Consider the following 18,987-nt stretch of genomic DNA (forward strand, 5'->3'; position numbering starts at 1 on the left):
TATTGGTAGAAAAATTCTTGGAGATAGAAAAGATATTCGAGTTGATGAAATTAGCTCTCTTGGCGTAGGATACTTAGGTATTAATACTGGTAAAGGTGCTCTTCAGAATAAAAATGTTAGAAAAGCTATTGCAATGGGAATTAATAGAGACATTATTATTGAATCTGTTTTAAGTGGTGCTGTAGAAAAAGCCAACAGTATCTTAGGGCCTGGAGTAGTGGGATATTCTAAAGAAACTGCCCCATTTGAATATAATCCTGAAGAAGCTAAAAAGCTTTTAGAAGAATCTGGTTATAAAGATTTAAGTTTAACTTTAGTTACAAGTAACAATGAACTTAGAAAACAAATGGCTGAAATTATACAAGCTCAATTAAAAGATATTGGAATTAATATTAAAATTGAAATCTTAGAGTGGGCTGCATTTCTAACTGCAACTGGAACAGGAAAAAGTGACCTTTTTATGCTTGGATGGTCAAACTCATCTGGAGATGCTGATTACGGTATAGGTTCTGTTCTTCACAGTAGTATGAAAGGGTCTTCTGGTAATAGAAGCTTCTTTGATAATCCCACTTTCGATGCTCTTTTAGATAAAGGAAAAATCGAATTAGATTCTACTAAAAGATCTGAGTTATATGCTCAAGCTCAAAATATTATGAATGAGGAAGTTCCTGTTTTACCAATCTACTTTATGCCTGCAAGTGCTGGTATTAGAGAGGAAGTTAAAGGATTTGTTCAATCACCTATTAATAATCCTACTTTTTATAAATTATCATTTTAATTTATCTAAATAGAATAAAAAACTACCTCAAAAGAGGTAGTTTTTTTATACTAATTCTAAAACTCCTAAAGCATACATTAGCATTCCTTGCTTTAACATATCTAAATCCATTTTCTCATCAAATCCATGAGGATTTCCCTTAAACTCTTTAAAGTTTGGTCCAAATGCAACTGTATTTGGCATAAGTTTTGCATATGTTCCCCCTCCTAAAGCTACAGGTTTATCATCTCTATCTGTTATCTCTTTAAAAACTTTTTGAAGTTTTTCAACCAATGGATGCTCTGTAGGAAAATATAGGGGTGCATTATGATTCTCTTTTACAAACTCTATATTATTTTCTCCTCCTACTTTACTAAGTGTAGCATCTAACTGTTTTTCATTAGTAGTCACAGGATATCTAATATTAAACTTAACATATATTGATAAAGATTTTTTTTCCTGAGTTGTTTTTACAATTCCACAACTTAAAGTTAAATCACCTGTTTCTTCATTTTTAGTTTTTATATCTAATCCACTTCCGTCAGTTTCTACTCCAACAACACTATCCATAAAATTAACAAATCTTTTTAAAGAATCCCTTTCAGATATAACTTTATTTAAAAATCTAAATAACCATGTTATTGGATTTATACCTCTTTGTGGGGAGCTTGCGTGAGCTGGTACTCCTTTACATGTAACTTCTAAACAGTTTTCTTTTTCTAAAACTTCAATTTTACATGGAGTATCTTTAAATTTTTCCAACTCTTTTAAAACCTTTTCAAATAAATCTTTTTTTAAAAATACTTTAGCCTCTTCAGGAACTACATTTGATCTTGTTCCTCCAACTATATCTAATATTGAACTATTTTCCTTTGTAAAAGTATCTTTAAAAGAGAATGTATATATCCCCTTTTCTGAAAATACAACTGGAAATTGCCCATCTGGAGTAAATGCATATTTTGGAGCTTTTTCTTTAGATAAGTAATACTTTATATCCTCATCTCCACTCTCTTCATTTGTTCCAAATATTATTCTAACTCTATGATTAAAACTTGGAACACACTCTTTTAGAGCTTTCATTGAATGTAGTGCTGAGATTATTGGTCCTTTATTATCTAAAGCACCTCTTGAAATCATATTTTTCCCAACTATATCTCCACTATATGGCGGTACACTCCATTTTGAGTGATCTCCCTCTGGTACCACATCTATATGACCTAAAACTCCTATGTACTCTTCTCCCTCTCCAAATTCAGCATAACCAATGTAATTATCTAAATTTACAGTTTTAAACCCTAGATCTTTTGCTATTTTTAATGTTTCTTCCAATCCTTTTTTTAATCCTAAACCAAAGGGAGCACCGATGGTGCTCTCCTCTTTTACAGTTTTAATTTTAACAATTTTTTGGATATCTTTTAAAGTATCTTGAAAGTGTTCATCTATATAGTTCTCTAGAGTTTCTCTAGTATTCAAACTACTCCTCAATTAATGAAAGAGCAAAATCTAATATTTTATCACCTTTCATCATTCCATAGTCCATCATATTTATAACTTCAACTTTTTTTCCAACACCTTGAGCTATCTTATTAAGCTCATCTTTTCTAAATTTAACTTGAGGCCCTAGTAAAAATGTATCATATTTATCTAAGTTCTCTTGGAACATCTCTAATCCAACAGCTTTTATCTCTACAGGTATTCCTCTTTTTTCTGCTGATTCTAACATTTTTTTAACAACTATACTTGTTGACATCCCTGCTGAACAAAGTAGTAATATTTTTTTCATTATTTTGCCTCCTTTTCAAATGCTTCTACTGCATCCTCTTCATATTTACTTGCTTTATCTAATATTCTTAAGAATGGTAGATATATTAGAGCTCCTAATATTAAGTTAACTATTTGAATAATAGCTCCTGACATATCTCCAACTGTTAAAAATCCACTAATTATTGCTGGTGTTGGCCATGGAAAAGCCACCCCTAAAGGTCTACTTACAAGACCAATTGTCATTGCTAAATATTGAGTTGTAACAAATACTATTGGTATTATATTAAATGGTATTAACATAATAGGATTTAATATAATTGGCATTCCAAATAAGATTGGCTCATTTATATTAAATATCCCAGGTACAGCACTAATTGCTCCAACACTTTTTATATGTTTACTCTTTGCAAAAAGACCTATTGCTAAAAGTAAAGATAAAGTAGCTCCAGCTCCTCCCATCCAAATCATATCAAAGAATTGTTCTGTAATAACATGAGGTAATGGTAATCCCTCTTTTAAAGCATTTATATTCTCAACTTGATTCTCTAACCAGAAAGGTCTTACAAATCCATTTACCATAGATCCACTATTTATACCAACTGACCATAATATTGAAATTGAAAATACTGTTAATAACGATCCAAAGAATGATGTTCCTAAAGCTCTTAACGGCATTGCTAAAACTTTATATACAAAGTCGTGGATTGTTCCATACTCAGTATTCATCATAGCTATTCTTAAAAGTAATGCCAATGCTAATATAACTGTTCCAGGAATTAGTGCTTCAAATGACTTTATAACTTCAGGTGGTACACCATCAGGCATTTTAATAAGAATCTTTTTATTTACAAAGAATCTGAAGATATTAGCTGTAACAATACCAATTACCATAGCTATAAACATACCTTTACTTCCAAGCCAGTTAAAACTTAAAACAGAACCCATACCTTCAATTTCAGATAATGGTGTTAAAATTAAAAATGATGCTAGTGATAAAAGTCCAACAGCTACACTATCAAGTTGAAATTGGTTAGCAAGTTGCTGAGCTACTAAAAATGCTACATAAACTGCAACTAATGAAAATGTTGCACTTACTGGAATATCTATTATATTTTTCCAATTAGCTCCAAATGTTTCTAACATAAATTTTTGATAAGCTGGTAATGGAAATGCCGATATCATTAAAAATATAGATCCAATCATTAAAAGAGGCATCATTAAAACAAATGCTCTTCTTATACCGTTAATATGTTTATTTCTCCCAATCCAAGCTGCTACAGGAACTAGCTTTTCCTCTAAAATCTCAATTACTTTTGACATTTAAATCCCCCTTTGAATTCTCTCTTTATATGCTTTCATGTACTCTTCAGATGCCACTTCTATTTTTATCTCTCCATTTTCTTGAGGAGTTGATATGTAAACTTGAGGTTTTTCTGTTTCTGTTCCAACACAGAATGTGAACTCAACATTTGTTCCTATTCCCCATTCACCTCTATTATTCATAGCTACAATAGATATCTCTCCAGCTTTTCCTCTTCTTTTTCTTAAAGTTTCAGAAAATTCATCAACAGCTTTTTGAGCTGCTTCCATTGGATGTTCTCCTTTTTTCATTCTCTGAACTACTTCATAAGAAAGACACCCTTTCATTATATCTTCTCCAAGACCTGTTGCTGCTGCTCCTCCAATTTCATTATCAACATAAAAACCTGATCCTGAAACTGGTGAATCTCCAACTCTTCCCTTTTTCTTCATAAAAAGTCCACTTGTTGAAGTTGCTACAGCCATATCTTCATCTTTATCTAAAGCTATCATACAAACAGTATCATGACCATCATATGGAGAAAGATTCTTTTCTTGTATCTCTTTAACTCTTAACTCCCAAGTCTTTTTAGCTCTTTCTGTTAACATATTTTGTCTCACAAAACCATTTTTATGAGCATATGATTCTGCCCCAGCTCCTACTAAAAATATGTTATATCTATCTGCACTTAGTTTTCTTGCTATTGATATTGGGTTTTTAAAATCCTTTATTGAAGCTACTGCTCCTATAGAAAGAGTTTTTCCATCCATAAATGCTGCATCTAATTCAACTTCACACTCTTCATTTGGAAGTCCTCCATACCCTACAGATTTATAAAATGGATAATCCTCTACAAATTTAACTGCTTCTTCTAATGCATCTTGACATTTTCCACCGTTTTTTAACATCTCTGAACCTAAAGTTACTCCCTCAGAAGCCATTCTCCAAGTTGCTATCATACCCCATTGTTTTCTCATACCCTTATTCTCCTTTTAACTCTTTTAACTCTCTATGTACTTCAATTAACTCCTCTACTAACTCTCTAGCTAATATTGCATTCATAAGATGATCTTGTGCATGAATCATAAGTAAGTTTATCTCTACCCCTTTTCCATCTGCTTCATTACATATAAGTTCAGTTTGTACACTATGAGCTGCATACATTCTTTCTTTTGCTTCATCTAATAATTTTTTAGCATTTTCAAACTCACCCTTCTTAGCTGCTCTTAAAGCCTCATAAGATAAAGCTCTGCTCTCTCCTGCATTTCCAACTATGGCCATTGCTACTGCTTCAATATCCATAAAAAACCTCCCGTATCATTTCATAGTTTCACTTTATACTAATTTTTTTTATTGGTCAAATCACATTTTTTCAGTGCGTATTTCGTTAATAACATCCTTTTTTTATATATAAAATCTTGATTTTAATCTTTTTATAAGCTATGATTATATATAACGATATACTCTAATATAGTATATCGTTTTAAAAAAATTTATTTCATATATAAAAAAATTAAAAAAAAATTAGAAAAAAGGAGTTCAGAGTGGAAAATAAAAATATTTTTATTGAATTTTCTAAAAAACTGAGTAAAAAAGAGAGAGATTTTTTAAGATCAGTTGATATTAACAGTAGCTCAGTTACTGTTCATTTAGAAACGCTTTATAAAATATTTGAAGTTAAAGAGGAACCAAAAATTATGGAATTAGAAAAGCTTTTATTTAAGTTTTTTTCTAAAAATATAGTTATCACTGATTCAAATCTAAATTTAAAAAAAAGATTCAATATTCTAAATAGTTATTTTTTTGAAAAAGATTATGTATCCTTTGAATTTTCATCACATATATTAGATGAAAAAATCAAAAAAATACTTAAGTTTAAAGAAAGGTACTCATATAGATTTTATCAAGAGATTCTAAACAGTGAAAAAAACATTTTAAATATTTCAATGAATAGTTTAAGAGATCTATTAGATATTCAAGAGACATATGATAGATTCTATGATATTGAAAAAAATCTCTTAAAACCCATTTTTAAAGATCTTATAACTATTGGAGAGCTTGATATTGAATATGAAAAAAATAAAGTTGGAGAATATAAAAGTGCTAAAATTTTAGGAATTAAAATCGTAAAAGATTATAAAAGTAGTGAAACCAATGCGGTTAAGCCTATTTTTTCTTTAACTAAAACTTTTAAAAATCTTTTTGAGCTTCATAGTGAACTTATGGAAATCTATAAAAAGCTTAAAGGAGATACATCATATATTTCTAACTACCATTTTAACTCTAAACTTTTAGTTAAAATATACAATATAAAAAATGATGAAACTTTAATTTATACCTACAAAGAGTTTACATTTAAAATACTATATAGAAAAGATTTACCCACAGTTATTGAGATATTTGAAAATGTTAAAGATGAATAAAGGATTAACCAATCTGGTTAATCCTTTATATTTAATTAAATCTATTTAAATATTCATCCATGTAAACAACATTTCCATTAACTCTTGAATCCTCTGCTGCAAAGGCCATTATATGACTTTCTAAAGATGTTCTTGGATTAGTTCTAGAATCCTCTTGTCTTCCTAAACAAAGATTTATAAAATCGTTCATAAGTCCTGTGTCTCCTCCTCCATGTCCACCTTCTAAAACATCTGGAATAATCTCAGTTTTCTTTCCATTTGCAAAACGTCCATCTCCTTTTCCAAACTCATAAACTTCTATATGATTTTTTGCATCATTTCCTCTTATTTCACCTTTAGTTCCCATAACTTTTATTGTTCTACATACTTCGTCTGTAAAAGCACATAGATTAAATGTTACATTTACTCCATTTTCAAACTCAATTATAGAAACCATATTATCTACGACATTATTATCACACTTATAAACACATCTTCCATATTGATTGTGCTCTAAAGATTTTGTTAAAGCTTCCTCTGTTTGTATTTCACTAGCAACTAGTGTTGGCCAAGCTCCAATATTATTATAATATATTTTCTTTGGTGAATATATGCAACTATCTATATATTTACACTCTAAACATCTATCTGCTGATCCCTCTGGAGCATTTTCTTTTCTAAAGTATTTTAAATTTCCAAAAGAAGCTATTTTTTTACAAGGATTACCATTTAAAAGCCAAGATAAAATATCTAAATCATGACAACTTTTTTGTAAAATAAGAGGACTTGTTTCGTCAGAATTTCTCCAGTTACCTCTAACAAAACTATGTGCAAAGTGGAAGTTTCCTATATTTTCATTGTGTTGTATATCTACAACCTCTCCAATTACTCCACTATCTATTAATTCTTTTAATTTACTAAAAAATGGTGTATATCTAAGCACATGACAAACCATAACTTTAACACCATATTTTTCAGCCATTTTAACTATATCAATACATTCTTCAACTCTATTTGACATCGGTTTTTCTAAAAGAATATCATAGCCTTTTTTCATAGCAAGTTCCATAGGTTCAAAGTGCATATCATCACCTGTTGCTAAAATTATAGCATCACAAAATTTATCTTTTTCTAAAAATTCTTCCCAAGAATTAAATACATACTCAGGTAGAATCCCATGAGCTTTTATCATTTGGTCTCTTTTTATAGAATTTGGTTCTGCTACAGCAATAATATCTGCTTCATCACTATTTTTTAAAATAAAATTAGCATAAACATCCTTTCCTCTATTACCTGCTCCTATTACACCGATTCTTAACATAAAATATCCTCCCTTTTTTGAATACGTATACATTTATTTTCAATGTGAGTATAGTACATGATTTTTAAAATGTCAAATTTTTTTCATAAAAATTTGCTTCTATTAATTTTATAAGGTATTATTTTTTATATATAGTAATTTAGAAGGAGGAAAAATGAAAAATAAAAGAATTACCATGACAGAAATTGCCAGTTTAGTTGGTGTTTCTCAAGCAACTGTATCAAGAGCTATTAATCAACCTGAAAAAGTTAAGCCTGAATTAAGGGAAAAAATACTATATTTTATTGATAAATATAAATTTGTTCCCAATGAAAATGCAAAAACTATGAGAGGAGTCGGCAGTAAAATTTTGGGCCTTATTGTTTTTAGTTTTTCTAATCATTACTATTTGGATATGATTAAGTATGCAGAAAAACTTGCTAGAGAAAAAGGATATAGTCTTCTTGTTATGAACTCAGAAAAAAATGCTGATTTTGAGTTAGAACACATTAAAATGATGTTGGCACGAAACGTAGAGGGAATACTTATAACCCCTGTAGATGGAAAAAATCTTGATTTTTTAGAAACTACAGATGTTCCTTTTGTTGCTCTTAATGAAGATTTTCCTGGACATAATTATGTTACAACCTCTCTTAATGAGGGAGGAGAAATTGCTGCTAATCACCTTATCAATGAAGGCTATAAAAATATCGGTTATATTGGTGGAGATAGTAAAAAATATCACCCAAAATTAGAAGGAATTAAAAAAATTCTTAAAGAAAATGGGATTTATTTTAAACCAAATTGGTTTGTAAAAATGGACACTATTAATTTAACTGGTAATGAAATAAATACCCTTTTTGAAAGTAAAAAGACTCTTTGTGATGCTTATATTGCTTCTAATGATGAAGTTGCATGCTTATTTCTAAAAAAAGCAAATGAATTTGGATATAAAATACCTGAAGATATAGCACTTGTTGGTTTTGATAATACTATTGTTTCTAAACTTCTAGATATTACTAGTATCACTCAGCCCACAGAAGAGATGGTTAGAATAGGAATTGAGATTATTTTTAATAATGAAAAAGTAAAAAAAGGAGTTAAACTTTCTCCTTGTATTGAAGTTCGAAAAAGTAGTTTAAAATAAATTTGACAAATATAAAAATATAGAGTATAAAATTATCATAAATTATGAATACGTATACAATTTTGGGAGGTATTATGAAAAAAATATTAGGTGGACTATTAATTATGGGGACATTAATAGGATGCGGTCAAAAAGATGAAGCTAAAGTCTTAACTTTCAGTACTTGGGAAGGTACTGGAGAACAATTTTTTATGGATATTAACGATATAAATACTGAATATAAAAAGATAAATCCAAATGTTACTATAAAAATTGAAAAAATTCCAAATACTGAGTATGACACTACAATGAAAATTAGAAATACTGCAAAGCAACTTCCCGATATTTTTGCTATTAGAAATAAACACATGTATTCTTATAGAGATGCTGTGCATGATTTAAGTGATTTAAATGCTTCAAAAATAAATACGTTTGCTGAACCATATAAAATTAATGGAAAAGTCGTAGGTTTACCCATGTATGGTTTTAATGAATATGTTTACTATAGAAAAAGTGTCTTTAATAAACTTGGATTAGAGGTACCACAAACTTGGAATGAGTTCTTAGAAGTTGTAAAAACAATTAATAATTCAAGTGACTTAATTCCTCTTGCAATTGGTGGTAAAGATTTATGGACAACATATCCTTATGGTCAATTTGTTCCTTATTTAGTTGAAAATGGTGATAATCTACTAAATCAAATGGGAGATATGAACTCTCCTTTCAGCGAGGGAACAAGTGTTTATAAAGGATATGAAAAAGTTAATCAATTATTCCAATTAAAACCAGCGGGAGAAAATCCTTTAGGATATGGATGGAGCCAAGAAAAAAATATGTTTTTATCTGGTAAGTCAGCTATGATTGCTGTTGGTCAGTGGTTTTATAAAGACTTTATGAAAGATGCATCTGAAGAGGATCAAAATGATTTAGGAATGTTTTTAATGCCTGTTAGAGACAGTAAAGAGGATAAATTTAGATACTTCGTTACTGGAGAAGTTTTCTTAGGTGTACCAAAAAGTACAAAGCATGAAAAAGAAGCTAAGGAGTTTATTGAATGGTTTTTTGCTAGTAATTATTATAAAGACTACATCAACTACATGCAAGTAATTCCAACTGTAGAAGGTGTGGAATTAACAGATAGTCCTTTCAAAGCCGTTACTGATAAAGTAGAAAATTTACAAGCAGTTTATCAAATTCCTGGTGGAGAAAATTATACAAAAATCAAAAATGAAACTAGATATGATCAAAATCAATTATCTCAAGAGCTTTTAAGTGGAAGTGACTTCAAACAATTAATGGAAGAATGGAATAAAAAATGGAACGATGCAAAAGGAAAGGTAGTTGGTAGATAAATGGCTGAAAGTTTAATCTTAGAAAGAGAAAATAGTATTGAGAAAAAAACTTTAAAACAATTTTTAAGAAATAAAGAAATTCAAAAAAAATTACTTTTAATTACATTCTTATTTATACCAACAGTTATGCTTCTTAGTTTTATTATTTATCCAGCGCTAAAACTTGTATATATTAGTTTAACTGATTGGAATGGAATATCTGAAACTTATAATTTTATTGGTTTGGAAAACTTTAGAACACTATTCACTTCTAAAAGTTTATGGACAACATTAAAAGCAAATAGTATATATTTTACCTTACATTTTCTACTAATACCTGTTGAATTATATATAGCTTTTCTGTTAGATAGATTTATCAAAGGAAGTGAATTTTTTAAAAGCATATTTTTTATGCCTTATATTATAAATGGTGTTGCGGTAGCTTATATGTTCTCATTTCTTTATAGCTCAGAAGATGGAGTTTTAAATGCTGCATTAGAACTTATGAAAATGTCTAAAATTGGATGGTTAAGTGATCCTGAAATTGTTAACTACTCATTAGCTGGAGTTTCTTTATGGAGATTCACTGGAATGCCAATCATCTTATTTTTAGCTGGACTACAATCTATACCTAAAGATATGCTTGAAGCAGCTGTTATTGATGGAGCTTCAGTATTTCAACAGTTTTCAAAAATTATAATGCCTAATATGAAAACGGTTACTAGTATTGTACTGTTTTTAAATGCTCGTGGTGCTTTAATGGTATTTGATATTCCCTTTGTTATGACAAGTGGTGGTCCAAAAGAGAGTAGTGCTACCTTTGCATTAAATTTAGTTAAAATAGCTTTCGAATTTGAAAACTTTGGATTAGCTGCTTCAATGGCTATTATTTTAATAGTTATGATTTTATTACTATCTAAACTACAAGATAGACTACTTAATATGAAAGGATAGATTTATGAAAAAGAAAAATAATCTATTTAGTATTTTTAACCACACATTATTTGTTATTTTTGCATTAATTGTTATCTTACCTCTTTTAATTACTTTATTTTCATCATTTAAAACAGCTACTCAAATAGCTAAAGAAAGTGTTCTAGCTTTTCCAAAGCCATTTACTTTCCAAAATTATATTGATGTTTATAAAGATGGAAATATGCTTGTTGCATTTAAAAACTCAGCTTTACTTGTATTTTTTACTGTTATAATTAACTCTCTTTTAGCTAGTATGGTAGCTTACTCTCTAAGTAGATTTGAATTTAAATTAAAAAGACTTTTCTTTTTTCTACTTAGTGTTGGGATGCTTCTTCCTGGTTTTATAGCTGAGATTACTAGATTTGGAATTATTATAAATTTAGGAGTTTACGATACTTTATTAGCTCCATTATTAATCTATGTTGGAACTGATTTAATGCAAATTTATATCTATAAACAATTTATAGATCAGATACCTCCCTCTTTAGATGAGAGTGCTATGATTGATGGCTGTTCATATTTTAAAATTTATTGGAAAGTTATCTTTCCTGTTATAATTCCTGCAACTGCAACTTTAGCTATATTGAAATCTGTAGCTGTACTAAATGATATGTTCACTCCATATCTATATATGCCTAGCCCTAGGAATGCAACTATGACAACTATGTTAATGACTTATGTTGGTCGTAGTGGTTCTTGGTCAAAGCTTAGTGCTGCTGTTATTGTTGTTATGTTACCTGGAATAATTTTATATCTTTTATTTAGAAAAAAAATACTTGCTGGAATGACTGCTGGTGCAGTAAAGGAGTAGGAGGACATCTTGAAGAATATACTTTTTATTTTTTCCGATCAACAAAGACAAGATACAATGGGGTGTTATGGACAAAATTTAAATGTTACCCCAAATTTAGATAAATTAGCTGAAGAGGGAACTCTATTTGAAAACTCTTTTACTGCTCAACCAGTTTGTGGTCCAGCTAGAGCTTGTTTACAAACTGGTAAATATCCGACTCAAATTGGAGCTTTTAAAAATGGAATATCTCTTCCCACAAAAGAGAAAACGATGGCAAAATATTTAAATGATATTGGTTATGAAACTGCTTACGTTGGTAAGTGGCATTTAGCATCTGATGATGGTATTGAAGAATACCATACCACTGCTATTCCAGAAAATAAAAGAGGTGGATATAAAGATTATTGGATGGCATCTGATATTTTAGAGTTTACTTCTCACGGATATGATGGTTTTGTATTTAATAAAGATATGGAAAAGATTGATTTTAAAGGTTATAGAGTTGATGCTATGACTGATTATGCTATCTCATATTTAAACAATAGAAACACTACTAATCCATTTTTTCTTTTTATCTCTTATATTGAACCACATCATCAAAATGATAGAAGGCAATATGAGGGCCCTAATGGTTCAAAAGAAAAATTCAAAGATTTTAAGCTTCCTAAAGATATTGAAGCTTTAGGTGGTGGAGATGCTCAAAAAGAATATGCTGATTATTTAGGTTGTTGTAACTCTTTAGATTATAATGTTGGTCGAATTATTGAGACTTTAAAAGCTAATGGTGAATTTGAAAACACTGTAATTATCTATACAAGTGATCACGGTTGTCACTTTAAAACTAGAAATAGAGATTTGATTAAACCTGGGGCAGATGATTATAAACGTTCTTGTCATGATGGTGTAATCAAAACGCCTTTAATAATCTATGGAGATAATTTTAAATATGGTCGAGTTAATAAATTTGTTTCTCTTATAGATCTTCCACCTACTATTTTAAAAATAGCCGGTATTAATCCTTCACCTGAAATGCAAGGCACACCTATTCAAGATAAATTAATAAATAGAGACAAAAATATAACTTTTATTCAAATTAGTGAAAGTATTGTAGGGAGAGCTATTAGAACTGATAAATTTAAATATTGTGTATTTGACCCTACTAAAAACCCTTGGAAAGATTCGTATAGTGATAATTACACTCCTCTTTATTTATATGATTTAGAGAAAGATCCATTAGAAACCACAAACTTAATCAATGATTCTGAATATACAAATATTTTAAAAATATTAAATAAAGAGATTACAAAACAAATTTTTAAATATGAAAATAAAGTTTGTAATATCATATAAGAGGAGATTAATATGTTAAGAATACATAAAGATAAACTATTTTTAGATGAAGAGGAAACACTACTTATATCTGGAGCTATGCATTACTTTAGAACTTTACCTGAACAATGGAAAGATCGACTTGAAAAAATTGCTGCTGCTGGCTTTAACTGTGTTGAAACATATGCTCCTTGGAATCTTCATGAACCTATTGAGAATACTTTTGATTTTTCTGGAATGTTAGATGTTGAAAAATTTATTAAAACTGCTGAAGAGGTTGGACTTTATGTTATCTTTAGACCCTCTCCATATATTTGTGCTGAATGGGAGTTTGGTGGACTTCCTTCTTGGCTACTTAAATATAATGATATCGCCTTTAGAACTATGGATAAAATTTACATTGAAAAAATAGATAGATATTATGATATGCTTATCCCAAAAATAAAGCCACTTTTAGCATCAAATGGTGGTCCTATTATAGCTGTTCAAATAGAAAATGAATATGGTAGTTATGGAAATGATTCTAATTATTTAAAATATTTAGAAAATGCTCTAACTCAAAGAGGTATTGATATTCCTTTATTTACCTCAGATGGTCCAACTCATTATATGTTAGGTGGTGGTACTTTACCTCATATTTGGAAAACTATTAACTATGGTTCTAAAACAGAGGAAGCTTTTGAAATGCTAAATAATTATCAAACTAATATGCCTAAGATGGTTATGGAGTTTTGGATTGGATGGTTTGATCATTGGGGGCATGGACATATTACTAGAGAACCTAAAAATATGATTGATGAGTTCAAAAAAATATTAGATAATAATATTTCTGTAAATTTCTATATGTTCCATGGAGGAACTAACTTTGGATTTATGTCTGGAGCCAATTTTGATATTGATTATAGACCAACTGTTACAAGTTATGACTATGACTCTCTTTTAACTGAGGCTGGAGATTTAACAGAAAAATATAATTTAACAAAATCTGTTTTAGAAAGTTTCAATGGAAAAATCAGTGTAAAGAAACATAAAAACCATAAATTTTACAGTGTTCAAAACTCTAGGAAAAAAAATTATGGAGAGGTTAAATTTACAAAGCAAGCTAATTTATTTAGAAACTTAGAGAGCATCTCTGAAAAATATAGCTCACCTACTATTAAACCTATGGAGTATTTCAATCAAAGTTATGGCTATATCGTATATGAAACTGAAATTCCATATATTATAAAAAATATGAAACTTACTCTACAAAATGTTAGGGATCGAGCTTTAGTTTTCTTCAATGATGAGTTTAAAGGAGTTATTGATAGAAATAGTAATCAAGAGATTATTTTAAACAGTGAATCTACAAATAATAACCTTAAAATTTTAGTTGAAAATATGGGAAGAATTAACTATGGAGCTCAACTTAAAGATTTTAAAGGAATCACAGAGGGTGTTAGATTAGAAAGACAATTCCTTTTTAATTGGAATATATATACTCTTCCTATGAATGATATTAGTAATTTAAATTTTCAACCTTTAGATTGTGAAATTGATGATAATAACCCGAGTTTCTATTTAGGAACCTTTGAAGTTGATGAACCTTGTGATACTTTTATTACCTTTGAAAATTGGTCTAAAGGACATATCTATGTAAATGGTTTTAACTTAGGGCGATATTGGGAGATTGGACCTCAAAAGACTCTTTACTTACCTAAAGATCTTTTAAAAAGTGGAACAAATGAGATTGTAATTTTTGAACTTCATAAATTTGGAGAGTATTTAAACCTTATTGAAAATCCAATTTTAGAATAATGTAGATATATAAAAAAGAGGTTTTAGCTAGTTTTGCTAAAACCTCTTTTACTCTATCTTTTTTACTCTTTAACAGCTCCTGCTACTATTCCTGATAAAATCTTCTTCTTAAATATCAAATACATTATAACTGTTGGCAACATAACTATTACTATAGCAGCTGATAACTTAGCCCATGAACCGCTACGCCCTACATAGTTCATTAACATTGTTGTAAGTGTTGCATTAGCAGCACTTGGCATATATAGATATGGTGTAAACATATCATTTAATACATCTACAGATTTTAAGATTATAAGTGTGGCTGTTGCTGGTAAAATAAGTGGAAATATAACTTTCCAATATATTTTAAAATATGAGCATCCATCAATTCTTGCACTTTCATCTAAAGAGTATGGAATCTGATCTATAAACTGTTTATACACATATATTTGAAGTATATCTGTTGATATATAGATTACCATTGGTGCTAGTAGCGTATCATATATTCCAAGTCTTCCAATTATTCCAAATCTTGTTATCTCAGCAATAAAGCTAGGTATTAGCATTGAAAAACTAAATAAGAAGAAGTATACCTTTTTAAGTTTAAACTCAAATCTACTTAAAGAGTAAGCAACCATACTACTTAAAATAACATTTATTGTTATTGTTCCTAAAACTAAAAGCATTGAGTTTTTAAACCCTGTTAAAACATTTCCATTTTTAAAAACCTCTTTGTAGTTATCCAATGAAAATGGTGCTGGTAAAGATAGATGATACCCTTGAGCTATCTGCTCTGGAGTTTTAAAAGATGACAATACCACTAAAAGTAAGGGAACTAAAACTATCAAAGTTATAACTACAAAAACTGTGTGATTTAGAGTATTAAACAGTAACTCGCTCGTTTTTTTCTTTTTCAAATTTCTCCCCCTCCTTTTCCATTGCCATTTCAACTTTTAATTCCTCTTTTTTAAAAAATCCTTTTACTTTATTTAGCTTACCTCTAAACTTTTCAGGCTCTAAAACTAAACTTTGAACTATTGATATAACTATTATTGCAACTATTAAAACTATAGCCATTGCACAAGCTAAACCAAAGTTACTAAATTCAAAGGCTGTTTTTACTGTGTGAAGAGCAAATGTTGTACTGCTCGTTCCTGGACCTCCACTCGTCATAACAAATGGAATATCAAAAACCATCAGAGCTCCTCTAACATTTAAAAACAGTACTATACTAAGAATAGATTTCATATTAGGTATTATTATTTTTACAAATTGCTGTAATACTGAGGCTCCATCAATTAATGCAGCCTCTAACATATCCTTATTTATTGATTGAAGTCCAGCTAAGAAAAGTATTATGTGAACTCCTGTAAATCTCCAAAGAGAAACTACAACTAATGAATAGTTTACAATTTTAGGATCGCTTAACCATCTGATTTTCCCAATACTTCCAAGAGCTAAAAGTCCATTTAATACCCCATCCTCAGAACTATATAAAAAGGAAAACATATAGGCTATTGCAACTCCATTTATTATATATGGCATAAAAACTATAGTTTTAAAAAATTCACTTTTTTTGATATACCTATCTAAAAGCATTGCTAAATACATCTCTATTGGAATAAAAAGAAGATGTAGCATAAAATATAGATTATTATTTTTTAAACTTTGCCAAATATCTTTTCTTTGAAATACTTGAGTATAATTTTTTAATCCAACGTAGTTATAACTAGGATTTATCCCATCCCAATCTGTAAAACTTATTAGAGCTAATTTAAATCCTGGATAAAGAACAAATACAAATAGCAATATAGTTGGGATTGCTAAAAAACATGCTAACAATATACTTTTTTGTGTTTTATCTTTCATACTCTACTCCTAACAACTACTTTGTGTTTTCTTGAGCTTCTGTCCATCTTTTGTTAAACTCATTCATATACTCTGTAAAATTAACTCCTTGAATCATCTCTTGACCCATTCTCTTAACATCAAAAGATATATAATTAGCTATTTTTCTAAACTTTTCATCTCCACCTTTTTGAAGTACAACCTCTGGATTTGGAATATTTGCTATAGCCACATTAAACATGCTCTCTCTACCCTTTACTCCCTCTACAGCTGGTAATACATTCATATATGTTACATACTCTTTATAGTAGTCACTTGTAAAGAACCAATCTAAGAACTTTTTAGCCTCATCAGCATTTTTACTATATTTTGGAATTGATAAAAATACTTCAGCTGAAACTAAATATCTAAATGGATCCTCTTTTGTTTCACGAGCTGGTAGTACAAATACTCCTACATCATCTAATGTTTCTTTAGACATCTCTTTTTCTAAATCCATATAAAACCATTGCCCTGATGCTAGCATAGCTGCCTTTTTAGAAGCAAACATACTTTTTTCTTGATCCCAACCATATCCTAATGGATCATCTCCAAAAGGCTTTGTATTGTAGTATTTATCTAACATATCATAAGCTACATAAAATGGTTTTCCCGGAGAAAATGGATCTTTTTCTACAGCCATTTTACTTAAAATATCATTACCACCTGGAACTAAAAATGGCATAAACTCATTAAAAGGATATGTTGTCCAAGAGTCTTTAGCACCTAATGCCATTGGAATATAAGTACCATTGTCTTTTATCTTTGTTGAAAGTGCTACAAACTCTCCCCATGTTGTAGGTATCTCCAGTCCTAACTCGTTGAATACACTTTTTCTATAATAAACAAACTCATTAAAACCATACATTGGTAATCCATATATGTTTCCATCAATTTCAAAATCTTTAGCAAACTTATTTACTTTTGCAGCTTCTGTTTCATTTAAAGGAAGTAGCACACTTTTAAAACTTTCCATAGTTACAACTCTCACAGGAAAAATATCTGGTAGTTTCTGTGCTGAGTTTCTTATTTTCATTGTATTATCATACTCAGTTGCAGGTATTTTCTCCATTTTTATTGTTACATTTGGAGCTACCTTTTGGTAAGCTTCTACTAGACTATTTGTATCCATCATATACTCTTCCCCTGTTCCAGAGTATGTTACAAAAGTCAGCTCAATTTTTTTATCCTCTGCTTTAGTTACCTCTTTCTTTTCTCCATCACCACAAGCAGCCATAAACAACATTGTTCCTACTCCTAAAACCTTTAAATATCTTTTCATTTTTTACCCTCCTTAAAAAAGTTTAGCTTCTGCAAAAAGTTCCATAACTTCACCATTATTATGAAGTTCAAAAATAACAATTTCGTTCTCTCCCTCTTTTAAAAGAGGTGATGGAACATAAAGTCTCTTTTGAGGTCCCTCACTCCAGTATCTTCCTAAGTTAAATCCATTTATATATACAACACCCTTTTCCCATCCTGTGAAATCTAAGAAAGTATCTCCACTCTCAGATACATTAAAAGTTCCTTTAAAGAATCTTGGGTGATTTTCAACATCTTTAACACAATCTCCAAAATCTAAATTAGATATATCATCTAATGGTATTGTGTAAATTTCCCAATTAAATAGAAATTGTCTATCAAGTCTAACTCCCTCTGTTATACCTTTACTATCTTTTAATAGAGGTCCATAGTTAATTCTTCCCATATTTTCAACTAAAATCTCTAATGTTGACTCCTCTTTTTCACAGTTTAGTATTATTTCCTGTTTATTATTTCTATCAATAACTCCTTTAAACTCTCCATTTAAATATATCAAAGCTCTATCTCTAACCTCTTGCAAAGTTAGTGGCATATTTTCAATAACTCCTTTAACCTTTGTTTTATAAAGTATAAAACCATAATCTTGATCTAACTCCTCCATAGTTTTTACATACGGTGAAGTATAGTGTTTAGATAGTATATTTAAATTATTCCAAAGAGATGCACTTTCCTTAAACTCTACTTTCCCACAAGCTATTTTTTTTGAATCTTTTACTTTATACTCTTTGTAATTTTTATGTTTTTTAATATTTATTTTTTCTTTTAATTCATCAATAGTATCCTTTACCAGATGATATTTTTTAGTTAAATCTCCAGCTTCTGTTAAAAGAGCATCATAATCATAACTAGTTACTGTACAACGCTGCTCATCATGATAGTTTGCTCCATTCATAAATCCAAAGTTAGTTCCTCCATGGAACA

Annotated in this window: 18 protein-coding genes; 8 read left to right on the forward strand and 10 right to left on the reverse strand. The window is 29.5% G+C overall.

The annotated features are described in order from the left end of the window. On the forward strand, positions 1-778 hold a 778-nt coding region (locus HMPREF0202_RS08110), incomplete at its 5' end, for an ABC transporter substrate-binding protein (RefSeq protein WP_023050399.1). Between the two features lie 45 nt (positions 779-823). Here HMPREF0202_RS08110 and pepV read toward each other — a convergent pair. From pepV to HMPREF0202_RS08135, 5 genes are read right to left on the reverse strand one after another with little or no spacing between them, the layout of a single operon-like run. Further along, positions 824-2,230 carry a dipeptidase PepV gene (gene pepV, locus HMPREF0202_RS08115; protein ID WP_023050400.1) on the reverse strand — a complete coding sequence of 469 codons (1,407 nt, stop codon included), beginning with the start codon at positions 2,228-2,230 and terminating at the stop codon, positions 824-826. A 1-nt stretch (position 2,231) separates the two neighbouring features. Beyond that, positions 2,232-2,540: a PTS sugar transporter subunit IIB gene (locus HMPREF0202_RS08120; RefSeq protein ID WP_023050401.1), complete on the reverse strand. Its 309-nt coding sequence runs from the start codon at positions 2,538-2,540 to the stop codon at positions 2,232-2,234. After that, complete coding sequence (locus HMPREF0202_RS08125) at positions 2,540-3,841, reverse strand: PTS sugar transporter subunit IIC (RefSeq protein WP_023050402.1); 1,302 nt, start codon at positions 3,839-3,841, stop codon at positions 2,540-2,542. The genes HMPREF0202_RS08120 and HMPREF0202_RS08125 overlap by 1 nt, the downstream gene beginning before the upstream one ends. Continuing rightward, positions 3,842-4,798 carry a glycosylasparaginase gene (locus HMPREF0202_RS08130; RefSeq protein WP_023050403.1) on the reverse strand — a complete coding sequence of 319 codons (957 nt, stop codon included), beginning with the start codon at positions 4,796-4,798 and terminating at the stop codon, positions 3,842-3,844. 4 nt (positions 4,799-4,802) lie between these two features. Beyond that, positions 4,803-5,123, reverse strand: a complete 321-nt coding sequence (locus HMPREF0202_RS08135; RefSeq protein ID WP_023050404.1) for a PTS lactose/cellobiose transporter subunit IIA — start codon at positions 5,121-5,123, stop codon at positions 4,803-4,805. A gap of 242 nt (positions 5,124-5,365) precedes the next feature. Between HMPREF0202_RS08135 and HMPREF0202_RS08140 the strand changes: the two genes are divergently transcribed. After that, entirely contained in the window at positions 5,366-6,244 is an 879-nt protein-coding gene (locus tag HMPREF0202_RS08140; protein WP_023050405.1) for a replication initiation protein, read from the forward strand. Between the two features lie 31 nt (positions 6,245-6,275). Here the strand turns inward: HMPREF0202_RS08140 and HMPREF0202_RS08145 are convergent, their stop codons facing one another. Continuing rightward, positions 6,276-7,544, reverse strand: coding sequence for a Gfo/Idh/MocA family protein (locus HMPREF0202_RS08145; RefSeq protein ID WP_040406945.1), 1,269 nt, complete (start codon positions 7,542-7,544; stop codon positions 6,276-6,278). Positions 7,545-7,698: 154 nt separating this feature from the next. Between HMPREF0202_RS08145 and HMPREF0202_RS08150 the strand changes: the two genes are divergently transcribed. From HMPREF0202_RS08150 to HMPREF0202_RS08175, 6 genes are all read left to right on the forward strand, one after another. Next, entirely contained in the window at positions 7,699-8,670 is a 972-nt protein-coding gene (locus tag HMPREF0202_RS08150) for a LacI family DNA-binding transcriptional regulator (protein WP_023050407.1), read from the forward strand. A gap of 74 nt (positions 8,671-8,744) precedes the next feature. After that, positions 8,745-10,001: an ABC transporter substrate-binding protein gene (locus HMPREF0202_RS08155; protein ID WP_040406947.1), complete on the forward strand. Its 1,257-nt coding sequence runs from the start codon at positions 8,745-8,747 to the stop codon at positions 9,999-10,001. Then, positions 10,002-10,934 (forward strand): carbohydrate ABC transporter permease, encoded by a 933-nt coding sequence (locus tag HMPREF0202_RS08160; protein WP_023050409.1) that lies wholly within the window; start codon positions 10,002-10,004, stop codon positions 10,932-10,934. Between the two features lie 4 nt (positions 10,935-10,938). Then, positions 10,939-11,766: a carbohydrate ABC transporter permease gene (locus HMPREF0202_RS08165; protein ID WP_023050410.1), complete on the forward strand. Its 828-nt coding sequence runs from the start codon at positions 10,939-10,941 to the stop codon at positions 11,764-11,766. Positions 11,767-11,775: 9 nt separating this feature from the next. Next, positions 11,776-13,098: a sulfatase family protein gene (locus HMPREF0202_RS08170; protein WP_023050411.1), complete on the forward strand. Its 1,323-nt coding sequence runs from the start codon at positions 11,776-11,778 to the stop codon at positions 13,096-13,098. A gap of 12 nt (positions 13,099-13,110) precedes the next feature. After that, positions 13,111-14,874, forward strand: a complete 1,764-nt coding sequence (locus HMPREF0202_RS08175; RefSeq protein ID WP_023050412.1) for a glycoside hydrolase family 35 protein — start codon at positions 13,111-13,113, stop codon at positions 14,872-14,874. Between the two features lie 62 nt (positions 14,875-14,936). On the opposite strand, the gene HMPREF0202_RS08180 is transcribed toward HMPREF0202_RS08175, so the two are convergent. The 4 genes from HMPREF0202_RS08180 to HMPREF0202_RS08195 all read right to left on the reverse strand — a co-directional run. Continuing rightward, positions 14,937-15,773, reverse strand: a complete 837-nt coding sequence (locus tag HMPREF0202_RS08180) for a carbohydrate ABC transporter permease (protein ID WP_023050413.1) — start codon at positions 15,771-15,773, stop codon at positions 14,937-14,939. Then, the gene (locus tag HMPREF0202_RS08185) at positions 15,739-16,725 is read right to left on the reverse strand and encodes a carbohydrate ABC transporter permease (protein ID WP_023050414.1); all 987 of its coding nucleotides are present in this window, start codon (positions 16,723-16,725) and stop codon (positions 15,739-15,741) included. Before HMPREF0202_RS08185 ends, HMPREF0202_RS08180 begins: the two co-directional genes overlap by 35 nt. Positions 16,726-16,741: 16 nt before the next feature. Next, on the reverse strand, positions 16,742-18,025 hold the full coding sequence (locus HMPREF0202_RS08190; protein ID WP_023050415.1) for an ABC transporter substrate-binding protein: 1,284 nt from the start codon (positions 18,023-18,025) through the stop codon (positions 16,742-16,744). 12 nt (positions 18,026-18,037) lie between these two features. Next, positions 18,038-18,987: beta galactosidase jelly roll domain-containing protein (locus tag HMPREF0202_RS08195; protein ID WP_023050416.1), on the reverse strand; the 950-nt coding region annotated here is incomplete at its 5' end.

Origin of the sequence: Cetobacterium somerae ATCC BAA-474 (genome assembly GCF_000479045.1) — a bacterium.
Taxonomy (GTDB): Bacteria; Fusobacteriota; Fusobacteriia; order Fusobacteriales; family Fusobacteriaceae; genus Cetobacterium_A; species Cetobacterium_A somerae.